20 protein-coding genes are annotated in these 21,670 nt (G+C 58.6%); 15 read left to right on the forward strand and 5 right to left on the reverse strand.

From position 1 onward, the window contains the following. Positions 1-792: a sulfite exporter TauE/SafE family protein gene (locus tag EOI86_RS21380; RefSeq protein ID WP_240035776.1), complete on the reverse strand. Its 792-nt coding sequence runs from the start codon at positions 790-792 to the stop codon at positions 1-3. Positions 793-916: 124 nt separating this feature from the next. On the opposite strand from EOI86_RS21380, the gene EOI86_RS21385 reads away from it, so the two are divergent. Both EOI86_RS21385 and EOI86_RS21390 read left to right on the forward strand, forming a co-directional pair. Then, a complete protein-coding gene (locus tag EOI86_RS21385) occupies positions 917-1,546 on the forward strand; it encodes a hypothetical protein (RefSeq protein ID WP_127767736.1) in 630 nt (209 codons plus the stop codon). Further along, positions 1,543-2,283, forward strand: a complete 741-nt coding sequence (locus EOI86_RS21390) for an oxygen-binding di-iron domain-containing protein (RefSeq protein ID WP_240035777.1) — start codon at positions 1,543-1,545, stop codon at positions 2,281-2,283. Before EOI86_RS21385 ends, EOI86_RS21390 begins: the two co-directional genes overlap by 4 nt. Before the next feature lie 5 nt (positions 2,284-2,288). Here EOI86_RS21390 and fdhF read toward each other — a convergent pair whose 3' ends face one another. Further along, positions 2,289-5,078: a formate dehydrogenase subunit alpha gene (gene fdhF / locus EOI86_RS21395; RefSeq protein WP_127767737.1), complete on the reverse strand. Its 2,790-nt coding sequence runs from the start codon at positions 5,076-5,078 to the stop codon at positions 2,289-2,291. A 291-nt stretch (positions 5,079-5,369) separates the two neighbouring features. On the opposite strand from fdhF, the gene EOI86_RS21400 reads away from it, so the two are divergent. The 5 genes from EOI86_RS21400 to EOI86_RS21420 all read left to right on the forward strand — a co-directional run bounded on the left by EOI86_RS21400 (position 5,370) and on the right by EOI86_RS21420 (position 8,555). After that, the gene (locus tag EOI86_RS21400; RefSeq protein WP_205032290.1) at positions 5,370-5,864 is read left to right on the forward strand and encodes a hypothetical protein; all 495 of its coding nucleotides are present in this window, start codon (positions 5,370-5,372) and stop codon (positions 5,862-5,864) included. A gap of 12 nt (positions 5,865-5,876) precedes the next feature. Then, positions 5,877-6,446 (forward strand): hypothetical protein, encoded by a 570-nt coding sequence (locus tag EOI86_RS21405; protein ID WP_127767738.1) that lies wholly within the window; start codon positions 5,877-5,879, stop codon positions 6,444-6,446. After that, the gene (locus EOI86_RS21410) at positions 6,434-7,054 is read left to right on the forward strand and encodes an SCO family protein (protein WP_127767739.1); all 621 of its coding nucleotides are present in this window, start codon (positions 6,434-6,436) and stop codon (positions 7,052-7,054) included. Before EOI86_RS21405 ends, EOI86_RS21410 begins: the two co-directional genes overlap by 13 nt. Positions 7,055-7,166: 112 nt before the next feature. Beyond that, a complete protein-coding gene (locus EOI86_RS21415) occupies positions 7,167-7,832 on the forward strand; it encodes an RraA family protein (RefSeq protein ID WP_127767740.1) in 666 nt (221 codons plus the stop codon). Positions 7,833-7,952: 120 nt separating this feature from the next. Next, the gene (locus EOI86_RS21420; RefSeq protein ID WP_127767741.1) at positions 7,953-8,555 is read left to right on the forward strand and encodes a HupE/UreJ family protein; all 603 of its coding nucleotides are present in this window, start codon (positions 7,953-7,955) and stop codon (positions 8,553-8,555) included. A gap of 85 nt (positions 8,556-8,640) precedes the next feature. Here the strand turns inward: EOI86_RS21420 and EOI86_RS21425 are convergent, their stop codons facing one another. Further along, the gene (locus EOI86_RS21425; protein ID WP_127767742.1) at positions 8,641-10,362 is read right to left on the reverse strand and encodes an NADH-ubiquinone oxidoreductase-F iron-sulfur binding region domain-containing protein; all 1,722 of its coding nucleotides are present in this window, start codon (positions 10,360-10,362) and stop codon (positions 8,641-8,643) included. A gap of 179 nt (positions 10,363-10,541) precedes the next feature. Continuing rightward, positions 10,542-10,736, reverse strand: a complete 195-nt coding sequence (locus EOI86_RS21430) for a DUF3553 domain-containing protein (protein WP_127767743.1) — start codon at positions 10,734-10,736, stop codon at positions 10,542-10,544. A 136-nt stretch (positions 10,737-10,872) separates the two neighbouring features. Between EOI86_RS21430 and EOI86_RS21435 the strand changes: the two genes are divergently transcribed. From EOI86_RS21435 to EOI86_RS21455, 5 genes are all read left to right on the forward strand, one after another. Beyond that, positions 10,873-11,484 (forward strand): histidine phosphotransferase family protein, encoded by a 612-nt coding sequence (locus EOI86_RS21435; RefSeq protein ID WP_127767744.1) that lies wholly within the window; start codon positions 10,873-10,875, stop codon positions 11,482-11,484. A gap of 243 nt (positions 11,485-11,727) precedes the next feature. Beyond that, positions 11,728-14,574: a hybrid sensor histidine kinase/response regulator gene (locus EOI86_RS21440; RefSeq protein ID WP_127767745.1), complete on the forward strand. Its 2,847-nt coding sequence runs from the start codon at positions 11,728-11,730 to the stop codon at positions 14,572-14,574. A 185-nt stretch (positions 14,575-14,759) separates the two neighbouring features. Then, a complete protein-coding gene (locus EOI86_RS21445; protein WP_127767746.1) occupies positions 14,760-15,125 on the forward strand; it encodes a response regulator in 366 nt (121 codons plus the stop codon). Beyond that, positions 15,125-16,279: a protein-glutamate methylesterase/protein-glutamine glutaminase gene (locus EOI86_RS21450; RefSeq protein ID WP_240035778.1), complete on the forward strand. Its 1,155-nt coding sequence runs from the start codon at positions 15,125-15,127 to the stop codon at positions 16,277-16,279. Before EOI86_RS21445 ends, EOI86_RS21450 begins: the two co-directional genes overlap by 1 nt. After that, positions 16,276-17,115 carry a CheR family methyltransferase gene (locus tag EOI86_RS21455; protein WP_127767747.1) on the forward strand — a complete coding sequence of 280 codons (840 nt, stop codon included), beginning with the start codon at positions 16,276-16,278 and terminating at the stop codon, positions 17,113-17,115. The genes EOI86_RS21450 and EOI86_RS21455 overlap by 4 nt, the downstream gene beginning before the upstream one ends. A 97-nt stretch (positions 17,116-17,212) precedes the next feature. Here the strand turns inward: EOI86_RS21455 and ctrA are convergent, their stop codons facing one another. Beyond that, positions 17,213-17,911 carry a response regulator transcription factor CtrA gene (gene ctrA, locus EOI86_RS21460; RefSeq protein ID WP_127767748.1) on the reverse strand — a complete coding sequence of 233 codons (699 nt, stop codon included), beginning with the start codon at positions 17,909-17,911 and terminating at the stop codon, positions 17,213-17,215. 295 nt (positions 17,912-18,206) lie between these two features. Here ctrA and fliI point away from each other — a divergent pair, with 295 nt between their 5' ends. The 3 genes from fliI (at position 18,207) to EOI86_RS21475 (ending at position 21,568) form a co-directional block, all read left to right on the forward strand. Beyond that, positions 18,207-19,604 (forward strand): flagellar protein export ATPase FliI, encoded by a 1,398-nt coding sequence (gene fliI, locus EOI86_RS21465; RefSeq protein ID WP_127767749.1) that lies wholly within the window; start codon positions 18,207-18,209, stop codon positions 19,602-19,604. After that, complete coding sequence (locus tag EOI86_RS21470; protein WP_127767750.1) at positions 19,601-20,020, forward strand: flagellar export protein FliJ; 420 nt, start codon at positions 19,601-19,603, stop codon at positions 20,018-20,020. Before fliI ends, EOI86_RS21470 begins: the two co-directional genes overlap by 4 nt. A 72-nt stretch (positions 20,021-20,092) precedes the next feature. Beyond that, on the forward strand, positions 20,093-21,568 hold the full coding sequence (locus EOI86_RS21475; protein WP_127767751.1) for an N-acyl-D-amino-acid deacylase family protein: 1,476 nt from the start codon (positions 20,093-20,095) through the stop codon (positions 21,566-21,568). Positions 21,569-21,670: the final 102 nt, after the last annotated feature.

Consider the following 21,670-nt stretch of genomic DNA (forward strand, 5'->3'; position numbering starts at 1 on the left):
TTAAAGAGAGCGCAGGGCGATATAGCCACCCAGGATCAGGATTGCGACAAAAAAGGCTTTCCGGAACTGAGCTTCGGACAAGGTATGCCGGATTTTTCGCCCCAGAAACATACCGGCAAGCGCCGGAACCAATGCCGCTGCGGACTGAATACCGAGATCGGCGGTTAGAAATCCCCCGCCCCCTAACGCCACGGCGAGTCCCAGCGTGGATACCAGGAACAGCATTCCCATCGCCTGTACCAGCATGTCACGCGGCAACCCGATCGCTTGAAGATACATCACGCCCGGCACGACGAAAGAACCGGTCATCCCGGTCAGCACCCCATTGACGGCGCCGAAGACCGGCCCGGCCCAGACCTCATGCTCGGCCCGGACAGACAACCGGATGCCCGCTAGGGAGATGGCGGCATATGTAAGCAGGACGATGCCCAGAAGGGTGGAAAGCAGGGAGAGGTCGAGCTGAGTGAGCGCGGCCGCGCCGACCCAGATCGTGATGGCTGCCGACAGCAGGAAAGACCATAACCTTCGGAACAATTCCCGTGCATTGCCGCCGGACGATGCCTGCAGAATATTGGTCATCAGCGAGGGGATAAGCAGCAGTGCCATGGCCGTGGGTAGATCGATGAGGGCGGTTAACAGGCCGAGGCTAATAGTAGGTAGCCCAACGCCGATCACCCCCTTCACGGTCCCGGCGATCAGGAAGGTCGCGGCAATGGCAAGGGCGGCGTGTGGATCCATCATACGGGGATAGTAGCCGCGCCACGGCTTTTCGGACAAGGCAGGTGGCAGCACAACCTTTCGCCTGTTCGCGGCGCATCCCGGCATGGTTTTTCAATTGGTGCTGGTCAGCATTAGTAATATAAGGATAATCTAATTGAAATTCCGGCAGCATGGCGGAAAGGGAACGTGTGCAGGAATGGATCAGGGACGGGAAAAGGACAGGAAGGTTCTTCTCGGTGCTCTGCGCATTGCGACCGCCCAAAAAGAAGTCGTTACAAACGCACAAGCGATATCTCTTGAGGCGATGAACGCGAAGTCCCTCGTGTCCCGCGCGGGCGAAACGGCGCGGGCCATTCGGCCACTCACCGATCAAATAGACGAATTTGCGCGCAAGATCATCGCCCTGATCGAACAAATCCGGGCTGCCGTGATCGAGGTCAGCCGCAACACCTTGGCCACGTTCACTGAACGGGTTGTGGCTGAACACATGAAGCATGCGTCGGATCTTGGCCGGAATTCCAAGTTCATCGGCAGTGTCGGTGGCAAATTGCAGGCAGTGACGTCTGGCCAGAATGAAATCCGACAAAAAGCCTTGGCCAGTTACGACCGGCTGTCTCGACTGTTGGACGATATTGGGATGAATCTGCTGGCGGCTTCGGTCGTTGTTTCGAAGTTTCGTCTAGAGGTCGGGGCGAGCGATGGTCCTTACACGACAAACTTTGAATCGCTGGTCGACAAGCTGAATGAGTCCGTGGTGCAAAGCCGCAATTCGATCAGCGAAAGTGAAATAATCCTACAGGATTGTATTCGGGTGTTAAGGCGATGATGAAGGCAACGGTTCTCTATGAGGGCAAGTCGCATCAATGGATCGTGTTCGGGCGAGACCCTGAAAAGTCCCCCAGCATCATCGACACCAACCAGTTCATGGTGATGGATGACAATAACGCGGTTCTGCTTGATCCCGGCGGCATCGAATTGTTTGCGCCGATGCTGGCGGCGGTCACGGACTGGGTGGATATCGACAACATCAGGACGCTCTTCGCGTCACATCAGGACCCGGATATCATTTCCTCCCTCGGCCTATGGGACCGAACACTGACGGATGCGACATTGTACGCACCCTGGGTCTGGGAGAGCTTCCTCAAGCATTTTGGCTGTTCGACGATCACCTATTCGCCGCTTCCGGACGAAGGGGATACGATTACCGTCGGTAATATGGAACTGACTTTCGTGCCCGCGCATTACCTGCATTCCTCGGGCAATTTCAATGTCTATGATGCGACGTCGAAGATTTTGATGAGCGGCGATATCGGCGCCGCTCTGCTGCCGCCGGACGCGCCTTTGTTCGTGGAGGATTTCGACGCGCATATATCCAAGATGAAACTGTTTCATCAAAGATGGATGCCGTCGAACAAGGCGAAGAACGATTGGGTTCAAAGGGTGCGCAAACTGGACATCGAATATATGGCCCCCCAACACGGGGCGATATTCGCCGGTGACCTCGTGCCACGGTTCCTGGACTGGTTCGAAGCCTTGGAAGTCGGTATCGCCGTTGAAGGATAGGTCGGCTATTCCGCAGCCGCAGCATCCGTCTTCAGCTTTTCCACCTTTGCCGCGCAGAACTTGAACTCGGGAATTTTTCCGAATGGGTCCAGTTGCGGGTTCGTCAGGAAGTTAGCCGGGCCTTCCGCGAAGCAGAAGGGAATAAAGATCATACCGGGCGTTACATCCCGGTCGGCCCGTGCCTTCAATTGCACCGCGCCGCGGCGCGTGCTGACGGCGACCATCTCGCCCGGCGAGATATCTTTTTCATCCATCCATTTCGGGTGCATGTGGACCTGGCCTTCCGGTTCGATCGTATCCAGGACACTGGCGCGCCTGGTCATTGCGCCCGTATGCCAATGTTCCAACAACCGACCGGTCGTAAGCACCATCGGGAATTGTTCATCCGGCAGTTCCGCCGGCGGCAGCAGGTCGGTCGGAACCAGCTTCACGCGGCCGTTTGCGGTCGGGAAACCTTCGCCGAAAATCACGGCGTGGCCGGGTTCGTCTTCGGAATCACAGGGATAGGTCACGGCGTCTTCGCGTTCCAACCGGTCCCAGGAAATGCCCTTGATCGACGCCATGACCGTGCGGAACTCTTCATAAACGTCCTTGGGTCCCGAATAGGTCCAGTTCAGGCCCATCCGATTGGCCAGTTCCTGGATGATCCACCAGTCTTGCTTGGCGTCGCCCGGCAGATTCAATGCCGGACGTGCCATCTGCACTTGCCGATTGGTATTGGTGAACGTGCCGCTCTTTTCGGGGAAGGCGCTAGCGGGGAGAACCACATCCGCATGGAAGGCGGTTTCCGTCAGGAAAATTTCCTGGACCACCAGATGATCGAGCTTCGCCAGCGCTTCGCGGGCATGTTTGGCATCCGGGTCGGACATGGCCGGGTTCTCGCCCATGACATACATGCCGTTGATTTCATCGGCGATGATCGCATTAATGATTTCGACGACGGTCAGGCCGCGCTCGGGATCCAGTTCCATTCCCCACAGGTCCTGGAAGATGTTGCGCGTTTCCACATCCGAAACCGATTTGTAGTCGGGATAGACCATCGGAATCAGCCCAACATCGGACGCGCCCTGCACGTTGTTCTGCCCGCGCAGCGGATGCAGGCCCGTGCCTTCGCGCCCGATTTGGCCGGTGATCGCGGCAAGCGAGATCAAGGATCGGACATTATCGGTCCCGTGAACATGCTGGGATACACCCATGCCCCAGAAAATGATCGACCGTTCGGCGGTTGCATAGGCGCGGGCAACCTCGCGGATGGTTTCCGCGTCGATGCCGCACAATTCTTCCATCGCCTCGGGCGAGAAGCCTTTCGCGTTTTCCGCAACTTCTTCGTACCCGTCGGTATTCGCCTGGATGTACTGCTGATCGATCAGATCTTCATCGATGATGGTGTGAATCATCGCGTTCAGCAGGGCGACGTCGGCGCCCGGCTTGAACTGCAGATGCTTCCAGGCGTGGCGGGTCAGTTGCTGCTTGCGCGGGTCCATGACCACCAGCTTCGCACCCTTCTTGGCCGCCTGTTTCAGATAGGTCGCTGCGACCGGGTGGTTCTGGCCGGGCCGGCACCCGATGATGATGATCAGATCGGATTTCAGTGCGTCCGTGAAGGGGGCCGTCACCGCGCCGGAATTCATGCCTTCCATCAAAGCCGCAACGGAGGAGGCGTGGCAAAGTCGCGTGCAATGATCGACATTGTTGGACTTGAACGCGGTGCGGACCAGTTTCTGGAACAGATAGGCTTCCTCGTTCGATCCCTTCGCGGATCCGAACCCGGCCAGCGCCAAACGACCTTTTGCTTCTCGAATTTTCAAAAAGCCTTTGGCGGCTCGATCCAACGCTTCTTCCCAGGTCGCGTCCCGGAAATGGGTATAGGGGTTTGCCGGGTCGACTTCGCAGTCCCAAGACTTAGGCGCGTCGTCACGGCGGATTAGCGGTTTGGTCAGGCGGGTGGGGTGGCGAGCATAGTCCATGCCGAACCGGCCCTTCACGCATAGGCGATTTTCGTTGGCCGGGCCCGTGCGTCCGTCAACCTTAAGAATCTTGTCGTCCTTGACGTGGATCTTGGTCTGACACCCGACGCCGCAATAGGGACAGAGCGAATTAACGACTTTTTCCGCTTCGCCCAGATAAACCTCTTTCTCGTCCACCTGGGTGCCGGGCATCAAGGCCCCTGTCGGGCAGGCCTGGACGCATTCGCCGCAGGCGACGCAGGTACTGCTGCCCATCGGGTCGTCGAAGTCGAACACGATCTTCGCGCCGTGACCGCGATAGGCCATGCCGATGACGTCGTTCACCTGAACTTCACGGCAGGCGCGGACGCAAAGATTACAATGGATGCAGGCATCCAGATTGACCCGCATGGCAGGGTGGCTGCCATCCGTGGCCAGCGCGGCCAAGGAGAAGTCGGACCGTTCGGGAAAACGGCTGTCCTCGAGGTCGATTTTGTCGGTCCAAGTCCAGAACTTGCTGTCGCTCTTATGCGCGACATCGCGTTCCGGCTGGTCCGCCATCAACAGTTCAAACACCATCTTGCGTGAAGACCGCGCCCGGTCGCTGGCGGAATTGACCACCATGCCTTCCAGCGGTGTGCGAATGCAGGAAGCGGCCAGTGTGCGTTCACCTTCGATTTCGACCATGCAAGCGCGGCAGTTGCCGTCGGCCCGGTAGCCGGGTTCCGGCGTGTAGCAGAGATGTGGGATCTCAACGCCTTCGCGTTGGGCCACTTGCCAGATGGTTTCATCCGCGGTCGCGGCAACTTGCTTACCGTTCAGCGTAAAGGTGATTTTACCGTCAGCCATATCTGTCGCCTCGAACCTGATACCCAAATGCGTGGTACGAAATATCCAACCGCCCATGCCGGGTGCAGGGCGATCAGCCGAATTTCGGCGGATACTATCGCGATGCCGCTTTCGCCGCCATAGCACGTTCGCGTCATACAATGCCCGACCGACGACGGCTACCCGTCGGGGCTTCGGGAAACGGCCGAACTCGCGTCGGATAATCCAATCGTGATCGATCGTCATATGCGCGCGACAAAACGCTACGCTACCGTATCAGCTAATAAATTCATGAAGCCGATGGAGGTGACTATGCGACCGGGATCCATATTGAGGCAGGTGCTGTTCGGCGCTGTAGCGCTGATCGCTCTGACCGGGCAGGGGCGGGCCGCCGGTGATGGTGAGCGGATCCAGGTCACGGGCGAGATCATGGATACCTGGTGCTATCTATCGGGCGTGATGGGCGGTCCGGAAGCGACGCTCGGTACGGCGCATCACACTTGTGCAATGTGGTGCGCGGCGGGCGGGATTCCAGTGGGTTTGCGTACGGAGGAAGGCGAAATCTACATGGTTCTCAAGCTGGAAGGCGCGGGAACGGCGGATGGGTCGCCGGCGGTGCTGGAAATACAGAGCAACCAGATCACAGCGGATGGCATGGCCTACGCGCGAAACGGCATCAATTACCTGATCGTCGAGCGGATCGTCAGCAACGAGGGGATCACCAACGTCAGTCACGAAGACTATGGCCTTGTGCCGCCATTCGCCATCCCGAAGGGCGAAAAGAAAAAGATCCTCGGGTCTGAATAGGGGGTGCATATCATGAAAAACAATATTCGGTTCGCGGCATTGGCTGCTCTGCTGGTGTTCGCCCTGCCGTTCGCCTCCCAAGCGGCGGAGGATATCAAGGCCAAGCCTTGGAATCTGGCGGGCGAGGAATTGGCGCGGTTCGATGCGAAGGTGGTCGATATCGTGTGCGAATTGTCCGGGGATTGCCCGGCGGATTGCGGTGGCGGTTCCCGTCAATTGGGCTTGATTGCGGGTAACGGCGATCTTCTGCTTGCCGGAAAAAATTCTCAGGCGATCTTCACTGGTGCAGTTGTCGATCTTCTGCCCCATTGCGGGACGACCGTAACTGTCGATGGGCTTTTCACCGGAATCGATGGCGGTCCGAAACTGTTCCAGGTTCAGTTCATTCGCCCCCAAGGGGCCGGCGAAGACATCAAGGCCAACGCTTGGGGCAAGACGTGGAACGCGAACCATCCCGATCTGAAAGACAAGAAAGGCCCATGGTTCCGCAAGGACCCACGCGTCAATGCGTTGATCGAGCGGGACGGGTATCTCGGCCTAAGTCATGCCGCGGATAAGGAGTTCCTGGAGTGGTTCGAATAATTCGCTCCCGGCTCTTCGGCGCTGCTTTAGTGCTCGCCCTGTTCGGTCTTTACCCGACCGTACAAGCCGCCGGCCCGGATCCGTCTGCTCAAAACGCCAAGGCAATGCCGTTTCCCATTCAATTGGGTGGGCCGTTCGACCTCGTAGATCATAACGGTGACCGACGGACGGAGAAGGATTTCCTTGGCCGGCATCTGCTGATCTTCTTCGGTTATGCCAATTGCCCTGGGATTTGCAGTGCAGCCTTGCCTTCGATGGCCGCCGCGGTCGACGCTTTGGGAAAGGGTGCGGACAACGTCCAACCGGTCTTGATCACCGTCGACCCGGAATGGGACACGCCTGAAGAAATGAAACGGGTTCTGTCCGCGTTGCATCCCCGCCTTTTGGGCCTTACCGGCGACGAGGAATCCTTGGCGGCCGTCCGTGAAGCCTATCAGATTGAGTTTTCCAAGGTCGGGGACGACATCTTCGGCAAGCCGATCTACAGCCATGGCGGTTATGTCTATCTGATGGGGCCGGATGGTGAATTGGAAACCGTCATTCCGCCAATACTTTCGCCAAGCCAGATGGCCGCAATCATTCGCGACTACATTACCCCCGCAAGCTGACACTCAGCCTCTTCCGGTCTGAGGACCGTTAATTCCTGGCCGTTACGCACGGCAAGCGGATACAATGCCCGTGAATTGACAACGACGGACCATATGGACGGGGAGCAACACCATGAGCAGCGTTAGACGGCACAACATTTCCATACCGAAACTGTCGCCCGAAATGCTGGCGGAATGGGCGGAGGTGCCGGCCGCGGTCGCGTCCGACTGCCTCGGACGGGGGCAGGCCATGGCGGCGGAAATTTCCCCCCTCCATCCCAGTATGCGGATCGTCGCTCAAGCCCGCACGGTCGATTGCATGGCCGCCGATAACAGCGCCCTTCACGCTGCGATTGGCATCTGTGAGCCGGGCGAAGTGCTGATTTGCAACGCGCAGGGCTACACGAACAACGCAATCTTCGGGGGGTTGATGACCCGCGCGGCGACGGATGCCAAGCTCGCCGGTCTCGTCATCGACGGATCGGTTCGGGATTCGGAAGAGATCGTGGCGGCGGGATTTCCCTGCTACAGCCGGGGCGTTGTGCCGCGCGGCCCTCACAAAGGGTTTGGCGGCGTGATTGACGGGCCGGTCGCCTGCGGCGGCGTTTCCGTCTCTCCCGGCGATTTGATCATCGGCGATGCGGATGGCGTGACAGTCGTGCCCTTTGCCATCGTCGAACAAACGCTCGAAGCCGCCAAGGCGATCCTCGCCAAGGAAGCGCGCGCCTTGGCGAGCCTTGATGAAGGCGGATCCCTGGCCGAAGTCTATGGCGTGCCGGAAATCACCTTGATCGACTAACCGGTCGGCATTGCGGATCAATCCAACTATCGACTTGTTGCCGCACGGCGTCTCTCTATACTCATCCTGAGGTATGACCCAATCGGGATATCTGGTTGACCAAATGAGGGACCGCAAACCATGAACAAGTTACTCAAGACATCGCTTCTATCAGTCTTCGCCCTGATCGCCGCTGCTACCCCGGCTTCCGCTCACCTTCCGCCTGGCGCGTACGGCTCAGTCGCAGCGGGCTTTTCTCATCCGTTTTTCGGATTGGACCACATTCTCGCCATGGTCGCCGTCGGACTTTGGGCGAGCCAGCTTGGCCGCACCGCCATGTGGGCCGTGCCGACGACGTTCATGGCCGCGATGGCAATGGGTTTCGGTCTAGCGCTGGCGTCAGTTCCGTTGCCCATGGTGGAACCGATGATCCTTGCATCCATCGTCGTGTTGGGCGCCCTCGTCGCGCTGGCGGTTAAACTCGATATCCGGTTTTGCGCTGCCGTCGTCGCTTTGTTCGCGTTGTTCCACGGCCATGCCCATGGCGGTGAACTCGGCGCCGCCGGCGCCCTGCAATTCGGCCTGGGATTTGTCCTGGCAACCGGTTTGCTGCACGGCGCGGGCGTCGCGGTGGGCATCCTGGTCGGCCGCATCGCGGCCACGGCCGGTACGTCCGGAAACCTCGCCTCGCGGGCCTTGGGTGCTGTCACCGCGTTTGCGGGGATCGCGCTCGCTATTGTCTAGGTGTAACGTAAAATTTGATACGAAAAAGCCCGGCCGCTGAGATCGTAGCGGCCGGGCTTTTCTTTGACGATCAGTGTCGTTGAACCTAGGACGGCACGTCGTCCGGGAAATATTTCAAAACGCTGAGCAACGGGTTCGGCGCCGCTTGTCCGAGGCCGCAGATGGAGGCGTCCATCATTGTTTGGGACAGTTCCTGTAACAGACCCTTATCCCATTTCTCCGCCTGCATCAGCTTCACCGCTTTCTCGGTACCCACCCGGCAGGGTGTGCATTGGCCGCAGCTTTCGTCCTCGAAAAACTTCATCAGGTTTAGGGCTGCGTCGGCCACGCTGTCCTTGTCGGACAGGATGACGATGGCGGCGGATCCGATGAAACAGCCATGCGGCTGCAATGTGTCGAAATCCAGCGGTATGTCGTCCATGCTGGCAGGCAGAATGCCGCCCGAAGCCCCACCCGGCAGATAGGCCTTGAATTCGTGGCCGTCCAGCATGCCGCCGCAATACTCTTCGATCAGTTCACGAATGGTGACGCCCGCCGGGGTCAGCTTCACGCCCGGTTCCTTCACCCGGCCTGACACCGAATAGCTGCGCAGGCCGGTGCGGCCATTCGCGCCCTGGCCGCTGAACCAATCGGCGCCGCGGCTCAGGATTTCCGGGATCCAATAAAGCGTTTCGACGTTGTTTACCAAGGTCGGCTTTCCGAAGATGCCCACCTGCGCAACGAAAGGCGGTCGATGCCGGGGCAGCCCGCGCTTGCCTTCGATGCTTTCGATCATTGCCGACTCTTCGCCGCAGATATATGCGCCCGCGCCGCGACGCAGATGGATCGTGGTGTGGGGCGACAAACCGGCATCGCGCAGGGCGTCCATTTCCCGCCGCAGAATATCCAACACGTCGGGATATTCGTCGCGCATGTAGATGTAGACATCGGTCGCTTCGACGACCCAGGCGGCGATCAGCATGCCTTCCAGGAATTGATGCGGTTTCCGGACCAGATAGTAATAGTCCTTGATGGTTCCGGGTTCGCCTTCGTCGCCGTTGACCGCCATTACGCGCGGGCCGGCTTCCTTGCGCACCAGTTTCCATTTCAAACCGGTCTTGAACCCGGCGCCGCCCAAGCCCCGTAGGCCCGACGCCTCAACCTCGGACGCGACAGCTTCCGGGTCCTTGCCGCCGTCCAGACATTCTTGCAGCAGCGCATAGCCGCCGTCGTTCTTATAGGCGTCCAAACTCTGATAATCAGGGATGGCGGCATGGGTGTGCCCTTGGTCCACAGCCTCTTTGACGGTGGCGACCGACGCGTTCAGGACGTGGTTATGTCCGACTTCCGCCACTGGCGCGACATGGCAACGGCCCATACACGGTGCACGGAGAACACGCACATCGTCGCCGACCGCGCTTGGAAGATCCGAGAGCAGGTCCTGCGCGCCGGCCATTTCACAACTGAGAGAATCGCACACGCGGATCGTCAGCGGGGGCGGCGGCGTTTCATCCTCCATCACCAAATCGAAATGCGCGTAGAAGGACGCCACTTCGAAGACTTCCGCCTGGGCCAGCTTAAGTTCGTTGGCAAGGGCAAGGAGGTGGCGGGCGGACAAATGTCCATAATTGTCCTGAATCTTGTGGAGATACTCGATCAACAGCTCACGCTTGCGGGGCTCAGAACCCAGAAGCTCCGCAATCTCGCGGGCCGCCGCCATGTCAATCTGACGGCCTTTGGAATGGGGAACCGCCTGCCTTCGGCCAAATCCGGGGTTCCGGAAACGGCGTGGCGCGCCTTCAGCGCTGTTCGGCGAGTGATCGTTCATGGAATAGCCTCGACACGTGGAACGGCTCAAAAACTGAAGCGAGCCGCCGGAAATGACAACAAGCGGCCCTTACGACCGCACCGACATCCTTCTCGCCCGCACGGCACGCGCGGGCTAGGCATGATGCGTCATCCTCTGGTTCAGCGGCGACGAGGGCAATTGCAAAATAGTACCGGTTGTTATTCCGCCGATACCAAGGTTACGACCGCCGTATTAATGAGCAGCTTGCCGCGTTCCTCGAAATTAACGGTGACGCGGTGGCCGACCACGGATTGGACTTGTCCCAATCCCCAATCGGGTTCGTCCGGGTTTCTGACAAACGAGCCGGGAACGAACCCGACGTCATTGCACAACTCGGCCCTTAAATCGTCCATTGCCTGAGATGTCCCAATCTAACCGTTAGACCAATGTTGCCTAGGCCGATGCTTGGTCTTTTCCGCCCCTGCCGAGTATGTTCTTGTTCTGTAGTGATACATGATTCATCCGCTGCCATAGGCTGGTTTTTAGCATATGAACCAAAGAATTTCCGAAATGCTGATGTCGCGCATGGCCCACGAACTGGCTGGGCCTGTCGGGGCGATCGCAAATGGCGTCGAATTCATGCAGGAAGTCGAGGAAGGGGCAGCGGATGCGGTCGACTTGATTGCCGACAGCGCACGCCGCGCGGCCGGGCGCTTGCAATTCTATCGGTTGGCCTATGGCGGCGCGGGCCGGTCGACAGAGGATGAGACTGTTTTCGTGGATGCGGCGCGGGGCTTTGTAGACGAAGGCGGCGTCACGCTGTCCTGGCCTTCCGGCAGTTCCGCCGACCTGATCGAACGGCCGGGCGGTGGCAAACTGTTGCTATTGGCAATTGAGATCGCCCGGGGCGCCTTGCTGCGCGGCGGGACCGTGGATATCGATGCCTTGCCGGGAATGGTGCAGGTCGCGGCGGAAGGGCCAAAACCGACTTTGGCTGACGAAATACGTGCTAATTTCACGAGTACCGAACCGGTCGATGGTGTCGATGTGACGGCCAGATCGGTGCATTGCCTATATGCGCGCCTCCTTGCGAGTGAGGCGGGAGTTCGTTTGGCGCTCGCTCAAGAAGGTGAGCAAATCCGCCTGTCCATAATACTTTAGATTTATTGCGACTGTCTGCCCACGCGTTCCGCGCTTTTGCGGCCGGTGAACCCGTTCATCCCGGGCCGTCCCGTGAATTAGCTAAGAACAGCTTAGTGGTTTGTTAAGAACTCGATTGGTATTGTTAGATCACCATTCTGATACCGTTATACGGACACTGGAATTAACTAGTCTGACTTTGACCATAACCAGCATTTAGGCGCGCCACTCGGCTGCGTCAGGTGGTAGGGGAGTGAAATAGCTATGGACGATCTCCTTAGCGAGTTTTTGACCGAAACTGCGGAGAGCATGGACACGCTCGACGTGGAATTGGTGAAGCTTGAACAAAATCCGAACGATCAAGCTATTCTTTCGAACATTTTCCGCCTGGTGCATACGATCAAAGGGACCTGCGGCTTTCTTGGCCTGCCGCGGCTTGAATCGGTGGCGCATGCCTCCGAGAATGTGCTCGGACGTATTCGCGACGGCGAATTGGAGATCAGCCAAGGTGCTGTCTCGCTGGTCTTGGAGTCTCTCGACCAAATCAAAATGATCCTGTCCGACCTGGAAGCGACGGAGGCCGAACCCGCGGGTGACGACTCCGATCTGATCGCGCGTTTGAACCATCTCGCGGAAACGGGCGAAGTTCCGGCCGGTGGCGCTGCCGCGCCTGCCGCATCCAGTAATGACGATGCGCCTGCGACGAAGGACGAGGAAGAACTCGCCGCGACCGAAGCGATGATGGCTGAACTGGAAGACGCTGTTGAGGAAGCCCCGACGCCGGCGGCTCCATCCAGTGGTAGCGCCGCACTAGACGCGCTTATGAACAGCGACGAGGTCGCCGCTGATAATGACGAGTTGCAGGCCGCGTTCGATAATGCGGTTTATGAGGGACCCGGCGACCCGTTTGCCGCCTTGAAGGGCGATCCGGAAGACGAACCCGCCGAGGAACCTGAGGACGAACCGGTGATTGCCGAAGCCTCGGTGCCCGCGACGGTTGAAGAAAAGAAGGCGCCGGCGGCGAAATCCGAGCCGGAAGCCGCGGCCGCCAAGAAGGAAGGCGGCGGGGTCACGCAGACCATCCGCGTCAACGTCGACCTGCTGGAAAACCTGATGACCATGGTCAGCGAGTTGGTGCTGACCCGCAACCAGCTTATGCAGATCCTGCGCAGCCAGGGCGAAAGCGATTTCGGTGCGCCGCTTCAGCGCTTGTCGCATGTGACGACCGAGCTGCAGGAAGGCGTCATGAAGACGCGCATGCAGCCAATCGGCAATGCCTGGGCGAAACTGCCGCGTATCATTCGTGACCTCAGCCTGGAATTGGACCGCAAGATCGACCTGCAAATGATCGGCGCGGAAACCGAGCTGGATCGTCAGGTGTTGGATATCATCAAGGATCCGCTGACCCATATGGTCCGGAATTCCGCGGATCACGGCATCGAACCGCCGGCCGACCGCGTGAAAGCCGGCAAGCCGGATACGGGGACGATCACGCTGAACGCCTATCATGAGGGCGGGCATATCCATATCGTCATCCAAGATGACGGTAAGGGCCTGAATATGGCCCGCATCCGCGAGAAGGCGGTTTCGAATGGTATCGCCACCGAGTCCGAACTGGATGCGATGAGCGAACATCAGATTCAACAGATGATCTTTGCGGCGGGCTTCTCAACGGCAGCGGCGGTCACCAGCGTCTCGGGGCGCGGTGTCGGCATGGATGTCGTGAAGACGAATATCGACAAGATCGGCGGCACGGTCGAACTGAAGTCGGTCGAAGGCCGTGGTACGACCTTCCTGATCAAAATTCCGCTGACATTGGCCATCGTTTCGGCGTTGATCGTCGAATGCGCGGACGAACGCTTCGCGATCCCGCAGATCAGCGTCGTGGAATTGGTGCGTGCCAGCAACGACTCCGAACACAAGATCGAGGAAATTCACGGCACGCCTGTGCTGCGCCTTCGCAACAGACTGCTTCCGCTGGTCTCGCTGCGCCGGTTGCTCGACGTTCCGACCAATGATGAGGATTTCATCAGCGACGAGAACTTCATCGTCGTGGCCCAGGTGGGGAATTATTCCTTCGGGATCATCGTCGACAAGATCTTCGATGCCGAGGAAATCGTCGTCAAACCGACTTCCACCGTGTTGCGGAACATTTCGATCTTCTCGGGCAACACGATCTTGGGTGACGGTAGCGTGATCATGATCCTTGACCCGAACGGCATTGCACAGACAACCGGGGAAATGGCGACCCCGGACCAAACTGCGCAAGATGTCAGTACCGTACAGGCCAGTGGCGATGACGAACGCGTTGCCCTGCTGTTGTTCCGCGCGGGCGATAAATCGCCGAAATCGGTGCCGCTGGGCCTTGTCGCACGGTTGGAAGAAATCGACTTCGATGTGGTCGAATACTCCAATGGCCAGGCGATGGTGCAGTATCGCGGTTCGCTGATGCCGCTGGTCCCGATCAACGATTCATACAGCTTCCCGGAAACGGGCAAGAAGCCGACGTTGGTCTTCTCCGATCGTGATCGGACAATGGGGCTGGTCGTCGACGAAATTCTGGACATCGTGGAAGACCGTTTGTCGGTCGAACATAGTGCATCCAAGGAAGGCATGATCGGCAGCGCCATCGTTGCCGGGAAGGCAACGGAAATCCTGGATACCGGTTACTTCCTGACCAAGGCGTTCCACGATTGGTTCGGCGTCGAAGGTGAGGTTTCCGTTACCGAGGGCCGTTCGTCCCGCCGCCGGATTCTGCTGGTGGATGACAGTTCCTTCTTCCGGAACCTGTTGACGCCGATCTTGTCCGTTGCGGGCTATTCGGTCACCACGGTTACCAGTGCCGCCGAAGCGCTTGAGCTTTGCGAACGGGGTGACGAATTCGATGGGATCGTTAGCGATATCGAAATGCCGGATATGAGCGGCTTCGAATTGGTCGAACATATCCGGGCTGGAACCAGGTGGGCCAAGCTGCCGATCGTCGCAATGTCTTCCCATACCAGCGCGGCGGCAGTGGATCGCGGCCGCGAGGTCGGCTTCACCGATTATGTGGCGAAGCATGACCGCGACGGTCTGCTTCAGACATTGGCGGAGACCTTCGGTCAGGGATGATCACGGTGCCCATGCTGCGGATTTCACAAGGAAATTAGGGCGGCATGATGTTCTTCGGTTGCGGACGAGCCGTCCCACCCTTAACGTCGGATTGGCAGCCTCGGCGCTTTCAGTCCGGGGGTGGAAATTCGGGTCCGGACCGTTAAATTGGTTTGTAAATCCGCAATCCGTGGGGAGCGATGTCGATGAAATCCTGTCTTGTCGTGGACGACTCCCGCGTCATTCGAATGGTGGCGCGCAAGATATTGGAAGAACTGAACTTCGAAGTAATCGAGGCGGAAGACGGCAAAGTCGCGCTGGACGCCTGTAATAAGAGCTTGCCGGATGCAGTTCTGCTCGATTGGAACATGCCGGTCATGGACGGGCTGGAATTTCTCGTTGCCCTTCGCCAGTTGCCGGGGAACGAGAACGTTCAGGTCATTTTTTGCACGACGGAAAACGACCTGGAACATATCCAGAAAGCGATTTCGGCTGGTGCGAACGAGTACATCATGAAACCGTTCGACAGTGAAATTATTCAAAGCAAATTCACTCAGGTAGGACTGCTGTAATGTCCGACCGCGGCGCCACGGCGCGCCTTTCGCAGCCAACAGCCTCGCAAGACGCCATCCGTGTGATGGTCGTCGACGATGCGCTTGTCATCCGAGGCATGTTGAGCCGAATGATCGAAGAAGAGCCGGGAATGGCGGTCATTGCCTCCGTCGGTGACGGGGAAAGGGCTTTGAAGTCCTTGGAACGGCACGAGGTGGACGTCGTGGTCCTGGATATCGAAATGCCGAGGATGGACGGGCTGACAGCTCTGCCGAAAATCATCGAAATGTCCCCCGGCGTTCAAGTTTTGATGGCGTCTACCTTGACGCTGCGAAACGCAAAAGTCTCCATGAAGGCCATGGAACTCGGCGCGGCGGACTATATCGCCAAACCGTCTTCAAGCGGTGAACTGCGGTCGGCCGATGAATTTCGGCGCGAATTTCTTGAGAAAGTAAAGACGTTGGGGCGCCTTGCACGGCGCCGTCGCCGGCTTTCCGGCACCCCGGCCGCGAAAGGGGCTGCGCCCACGGTTTCCGCGACAAAATCCGCGTCGAAACCGGCCAATATCACCTTGCGGCCGTTGCAGAACGCCAAACCCGACATCATCGCGATTGGCAGTTCCACCGGCGGGCCGCAAGCGCTCTTCAAGGTGCTATCGGCGATGGGCACGGAATTCCGGCAGCCGATCCTGATTACACAGCACATGCCGCCGACCTTCACGACGATATTGGCGGAGCATATTCAGAAAGCATGCGGTCGGCCGTGCAAGGAAGCCACGGACGGTGAGGCGATCGCCCCTGGTACGGTATATGTCGCGCCGGGTGATTACCACATGCTGGTTGAATCGAAAGGCATCTCCAAGACGTTGAGACTGACGCAGGATCCGCCCGAAAACTTTTGCCGGCCGGCGGCGGATCCGATGTTCAGGAGTATTTCGCAAGCATACGGGGCACGGGTACTTGTAGTGATTCTGACCGGGATGGGGTCGGATGGCAAAAAAGGCGCGGAAGTCGTCGTGCAAGGTGGAGGACAAGTGGTCGGTCAAGATGAAGCGTCCAGCGTAGTCTGGGGCATGCCCGGAGCCGTCGCCAATGCCGGCTTGTGCTCGGCAGTTCTGCCTATTGATGAAATAGGTGGACTGGTTAAGCGTCTAGCAACAGGGGGCGCGGCATGAAGGTCGAAGATTTCGAACTGCTTGCGAAGACCGTGAAAGAACGGTCGGGCCTCGTGCTTTCGAAGGATAAAGCGTACTTGCTGGAAACCCGGTTGATGCCGGTGGCCAGGAAGCACGGATTGAAAGGGTTGGACGAATTATCCGATCAGGTTCGGCGCAGGAATGAAACCCTTATCGGTGATATTACCGAAGCGATGACGACGAACGAGTCCCTGTTCTTCCGGGACAACAAGCCGTTCGATCAGTTCAAGGCTGCGGTGCTGCCTGGGTTGATGAAAGCGCGGGAAGGACAGAAACGCGTCCGAATTTGGAGCGCGGCCTGTTCCAGTGGCCAAGAACCCTATTCTCTTTCGATGCTGATCAAGGAAGAAGGCGCGAAACTGACGGACTGGCGCTTCGACATCATGGCCACCGATATCTCTATGGAGATGATCAACAAGGCCAAGGCTGGTATCTATACGCAGTTTGAAGTTCAGCGCGGTCTGCCGATCACCTTGCTGATCAAATACTTCAAGCAGAACGGCGACAAATGGATACTGGATTCCGCAATCCGTTCGATGGTTCAGTTCAAGCCGTTCAACCTTCTGGAGTCCCTCTCCGGAATGGGACAGTTCGATATCGTGTTCTGCCGCAATGTGTTGATCTATTTCGACCAAGCGACCAAAGGCAAGGTCTTGGACGGGATCGCGAACCAATTGGCGGATGACGGTGTGCTATATCTCGGCGGGGCCGAAACGGTATTGGGCATAACCGACCGCTTCGCGCCGGTTCCCGGATATCGCGGTATGTATCAGAAAAAGGGCGGCACGCCCGCTGTGGTACCGGCCAGCACGTGATCTGGCGAACGTACGGCCATCGTAAACGCATGGCTCTTGAATCAAAAAGGCCGCCCGGTGGGCGGCCTTTTCGCTGAACAGCATTCGGTCTTGGTGATCAGCTTGCTTTTGCCACCGGCTCATCCGGTTCCCGCAGGACATAGCCGCGGCCCCAGACCGTTTCGATGAAATTGTGCCCGCCCGTGGCGACGGAGAGCTTCTTCCGCAGTTTACAGACGAACACGTCAATGATCTTCGCTTCTGGTTCGTCCATGCCGCCATAAAGGTGGTTCAGGAACATCTCCTTGGTCAGCGTCGTTCCCTTGCGCAGGGCGAGCAACTCAAGAATTCCATATTCCTTGCCGGTCAAATGAACCGGCTTGCCTTCGACTTCCGCGGATTTGGAATCCAGCAGCACGGTCAGCGGGCCGCATTGGATCTCGGACTTCGCATGGCCCTTGGACCGGCGAATGACAGCTTGGATGCGGGCCATCAATTCCCGGCGGTCGAACGGCTTTGTCAGATAGTCGTCCGCGCCGAAACCGAGCCCCTTGATCTTGTTATCCATCTCCGTAAGGCCGGAAAGGATAAGGATCGGTGTTTGCACCCGGGCATCCCGAAGGCGTCGCAAAACCTCATATCCGTCAATATCCGGAAGAACGAGATCAAGAATGATCAAGTCGTAATCGTATATTTTGCCGATTTCGAGGCCATCTTCCCCAAATTCCGTAACGTCGATGACGTAGCCCTCAGACTGGAGCATCATCTCGATACTCCGTGCCATCGACGGATCGTCTTCGACCAGTAGCACTCTCATTTTAGTTCCCCTCAAGCGCCGACATTCTGCGCGGACTGCCCCAAGGTCCAGTTCCGATTTACCGCATCTAACGTGTTTCGCAGTGTGCTTTTCCACCTTCTGCGCGCCGCGGTGCGCTAATATGCTAGCAGACAATGTTAAAGATTGTTAACAAAAATGACCAGTCTGTAGATAATTGATGTATTGTCCTGTTGTAAAACAATAAATGCTAAGAGGCTTCTCGTCAGAAACGAAGACTTGGCGTAGAATTCGCTGAAAGTCGTCTGCTCGTTATTACTTGAGGGTTACTCCAAACATGTCATCGCCCCTTCAGCATGCCCAGGCGGAGGTCTCTCGCATGCCGACCGCCCAGGTCCACGGGAAGGTGATCGGAATCCAGGGAATGTTGCTGCAAATCGGCGGCATTTCCGGGTATTTGTCGATCGGCGACCGATGCGACCTGATCGCGCGGGGGGGGCGTCGTGTGCGGTGCGAAGTGGTTGGTTTTCGCGATGGCCTTGCGCTTGCCATGCCTTACGGCCCCCTGGAAGGCGTCGGATTGGGCAGCAAGGCGGAATTAATTCAGTCGGAACCGGTCGTCAGGCCCCATCCACAATGGTTGGGCCGGGTCATCAACGCGTTCGGCGAACCGATCGACGGTGGCTCGCCCCTGCCACGCGGGGATCGGCCGATGAGAATTCGGAACCAACCCCCGCCGGCCCACACCAGAAACCGGTTGGGGCCGAAGGTCGATCTGGGGGTGCGCTGTCTGAACACCTTCACGACAATCTGCCAGGGGCAGCGTATGGGTATCTTCGCCGGTTCGGGGGTGGGGAAGTCCATTCTGATGTCGATGATGGCCCGTTATACGAACGCGGAAGTCATCGTCATCGGCCTGATCGGCGAACGCGGCCGCGAGGTGCAGGAGTTCATACAGGACCAATTGGGCGAGGAAGGCCTGGCGCGCAGCGTCGTCGTGGTGGCGACGTCGGACGAAAGCGCCCTGATGCGGCGTGAGGCTGCTTTCATGACCATGGCCGTCGCCGAATATTGGCGGGACCAAGGGCGGGAAGTGCTGTGTTTGATGGACTCGGTCACCCGCTTTGCCATGGCGCAGCGGGAAATTGGCCTCAGTGCCGGGGAACCGCCTGCAAGCAAGGGATACACGCCGACCGTTTTCGCGGAACTTCCGAAATTGCTTGAGCGCGCCGGTCCCGGCGTGGGGGACGGCAATATCACCGGCATTTTCACGGTATTGGTTGAAGGGGACGACCATAACGAACCGATATCGGATGCGGTGCGCGGCATTTTGGATGGACATATCGTGCTGGACCGCACGATTGCGCATAGAAACCGGTATCCCGCGGTCAATATTCTGCGGTCCGTTTCCCGTTCCATGCCGGGTTGTAATTCCGAAGAACAAAACGCGGTCGTGAACCGGGCGCGGCAATTGCTGTCGACCTATGAGGACATGGCCGAACTGATCCGGTTGGGCGCCTATCGCAAGGGATCGGATCAGCAAGTCGACGAGGCGATCTACTATTTCGACGCCTTGGACCAGTTCATTTCCCAGATGCAAAGCGAGCAGGCCTCGCTGGAACAAGGTTATCAGCGCTTGGCTGAAATCCTCGGCATGCCCTATGGCGACACGGTGCTACCCCGGGAAGACGGCAGCGTTGAAGATGAAGAGGCTGCGGAGCCTGACGCCGGGTGAAGACCGTTTCCACTTTGATCCGTTTGTCCAAGCTGGAGGTCGATAACCGCCGGCGGCTTCTTGCCGACCTGCTTGAGCAGGACGCAGCTTTCGACCGTGCCATAGACCGGGTGGACACGGAACTGGACACCGAACGACAAAAAGCACGCGAAACGCCCGAATACGGTGCGGGCTTTGTAGCCTATGCGAAACACGCGGCAAGCCGACGCAAGGCCCTCGTCGACCGGAAGGCGGCCTTGGCCGTGGATATCGACACGGCCCGTGACCGGCTTGCCGAAGCGTTCGAAGAGCAGAAAAAATACGAGATCACTGCCGAAAGGCAGGAAGAAGAAGAAACCGCCGAGGAGAACAAGCGGGAGCAGCAGGACCTTGATGAATTGGGACTGCAGACACATAGCCGGAACACCGGTCGTTAGGCTCACGGAACAGCCATTTTACGAGTGGCGTAATATTGGGTGATGTAACACAGGGGGCCGAAGGGGCGAGGCATGGAAAAGGCGGATATCAAGATCGAGGGGGCGCTTGTCTGCGACGGAACGGGCGCGCCGCTTTTCAAAGCGGATGTGGCAATTCTGGACGACCGTATCCAAGCGGTCGGGGACCTGTCGGCTCAACCCGCCGGAAGCGTTGTATCAGGGGAAGGGTTGGTCCTGGCCCCGGGCTTTATCGATGTGCATACCCATGACGACAGAGCCGTGCTGGCGGATCCCGCCCATGCCTGCAAAGTCAGCCAAGGCGTTACAACTGTCGTTACCGGCAATTGCGGGATCAGCCTGGCGCCTTTGAAAGTGTCTGCCGATAAACGGCCGGCGCCGCCGCTGGACTTGATCGCGCCGACAGGCGCGCAGCTGTTCGACGGGTTCGGCGATTATCTCGATGCGTTGGATGATGCGCCGCCGGCGCTGAACGTCCTGCCGCAGATCGGGCATTCCACGCTTCGCCTGGCGGCGATGGAGGATCTGCAGCGTGGCGCGAGTGACAAGGAATTGTCGGCCATGCTGTCCCTGCTGGAAGATAGTCTTGCCGCGGGCGCGGCCGGGTTTAGTACCGGCTTGTTTTACCGCCCGGCGGAACACGCGCCGACGGAAGAGGTTATCGCGCTGGTCAAGGCTGTCGGCGCGGCTGGCGGTTTTCACAGCACGCATATGCGGGACGAGGGCAACTTCGTCATCGATTCAATCGATGAGACCGCCAGGATAGGCCATGATGCCCGGACGCCGGTCGTCATTTCCCACCACAAATGCACCGGTGCGGAGAACCACGGTCGGTCGGTGGAGAGCTTGGCGCGCATCGACCACTACCGCTTCCAACAGCCCATGGCGCTCGACGCCTATCCCTATGAGGCTGGATCGACTGTGTTGGATTCAGCCCGCCTGGAAGGGGCGCGGAAGATTCTGGTTTCCTGGTCCGAAGCCCGGCCCGACTGTGCCGGCCGGGATTTGGATGAGCTTGCCGCCGAATTCGGGATGAGCCGCCAGGATACCGCCAAGATGCTCTCCCCCGCCGGTGGCATCTTCTTTCAAATGGATGAAGAGGATGTCCGCCGCATTCTGGCCCATCCTGCGACGATGATCGGGTCGGACGGCCTGCCGCATGACGCGCGGCCGCATCCGCGCCTATGGGGAACTTTCCCCCGCGTTCTGGGACACTATGCCCGTGATGTCGGTTTGTTCCCGTTGGAGGAAGCCGTGCGCAAGATGACCGGCCTGTCCGCGGCACGTTTCGGCCTGACCGACCGCGGGGCGGTCCGACCCGGTGCCTTTGCGGACCTGGTTCTGTTCAATGCCGACAGCATCATTGACAGCGCGACCTATGAGAACCCGATGGAGCCCGCCGAGGGGATCGAAATGGTGATGGTCAACGGCCGCATTGTCTGGCGCGACGGCGCGTCGACCGATGCGCGGCCCGGGCGGGCGATTAGATTGAAGGATATCAAGCCGCAAACCATGCCTGATGCGGCCTAGGTAATTCTCCAAACCCGAAAAAGAAAATCGGCGGCGTCCGTATTGGGGAAGGGACGCCGCCGCAGGGTCGGGCTCCTTTAGGCAATTTCTTGCTTGGGAAAC

Source organism: Hwanghaeella grinnelliae (assembly GCF_004005845.1).
GTDB lineage: Bacteria > Pseudomonadota > Alphaproteobacteria > UBA8366 > Aestuariispiraceae > Hwanghaeella > Hwanghaeella grinnelliae.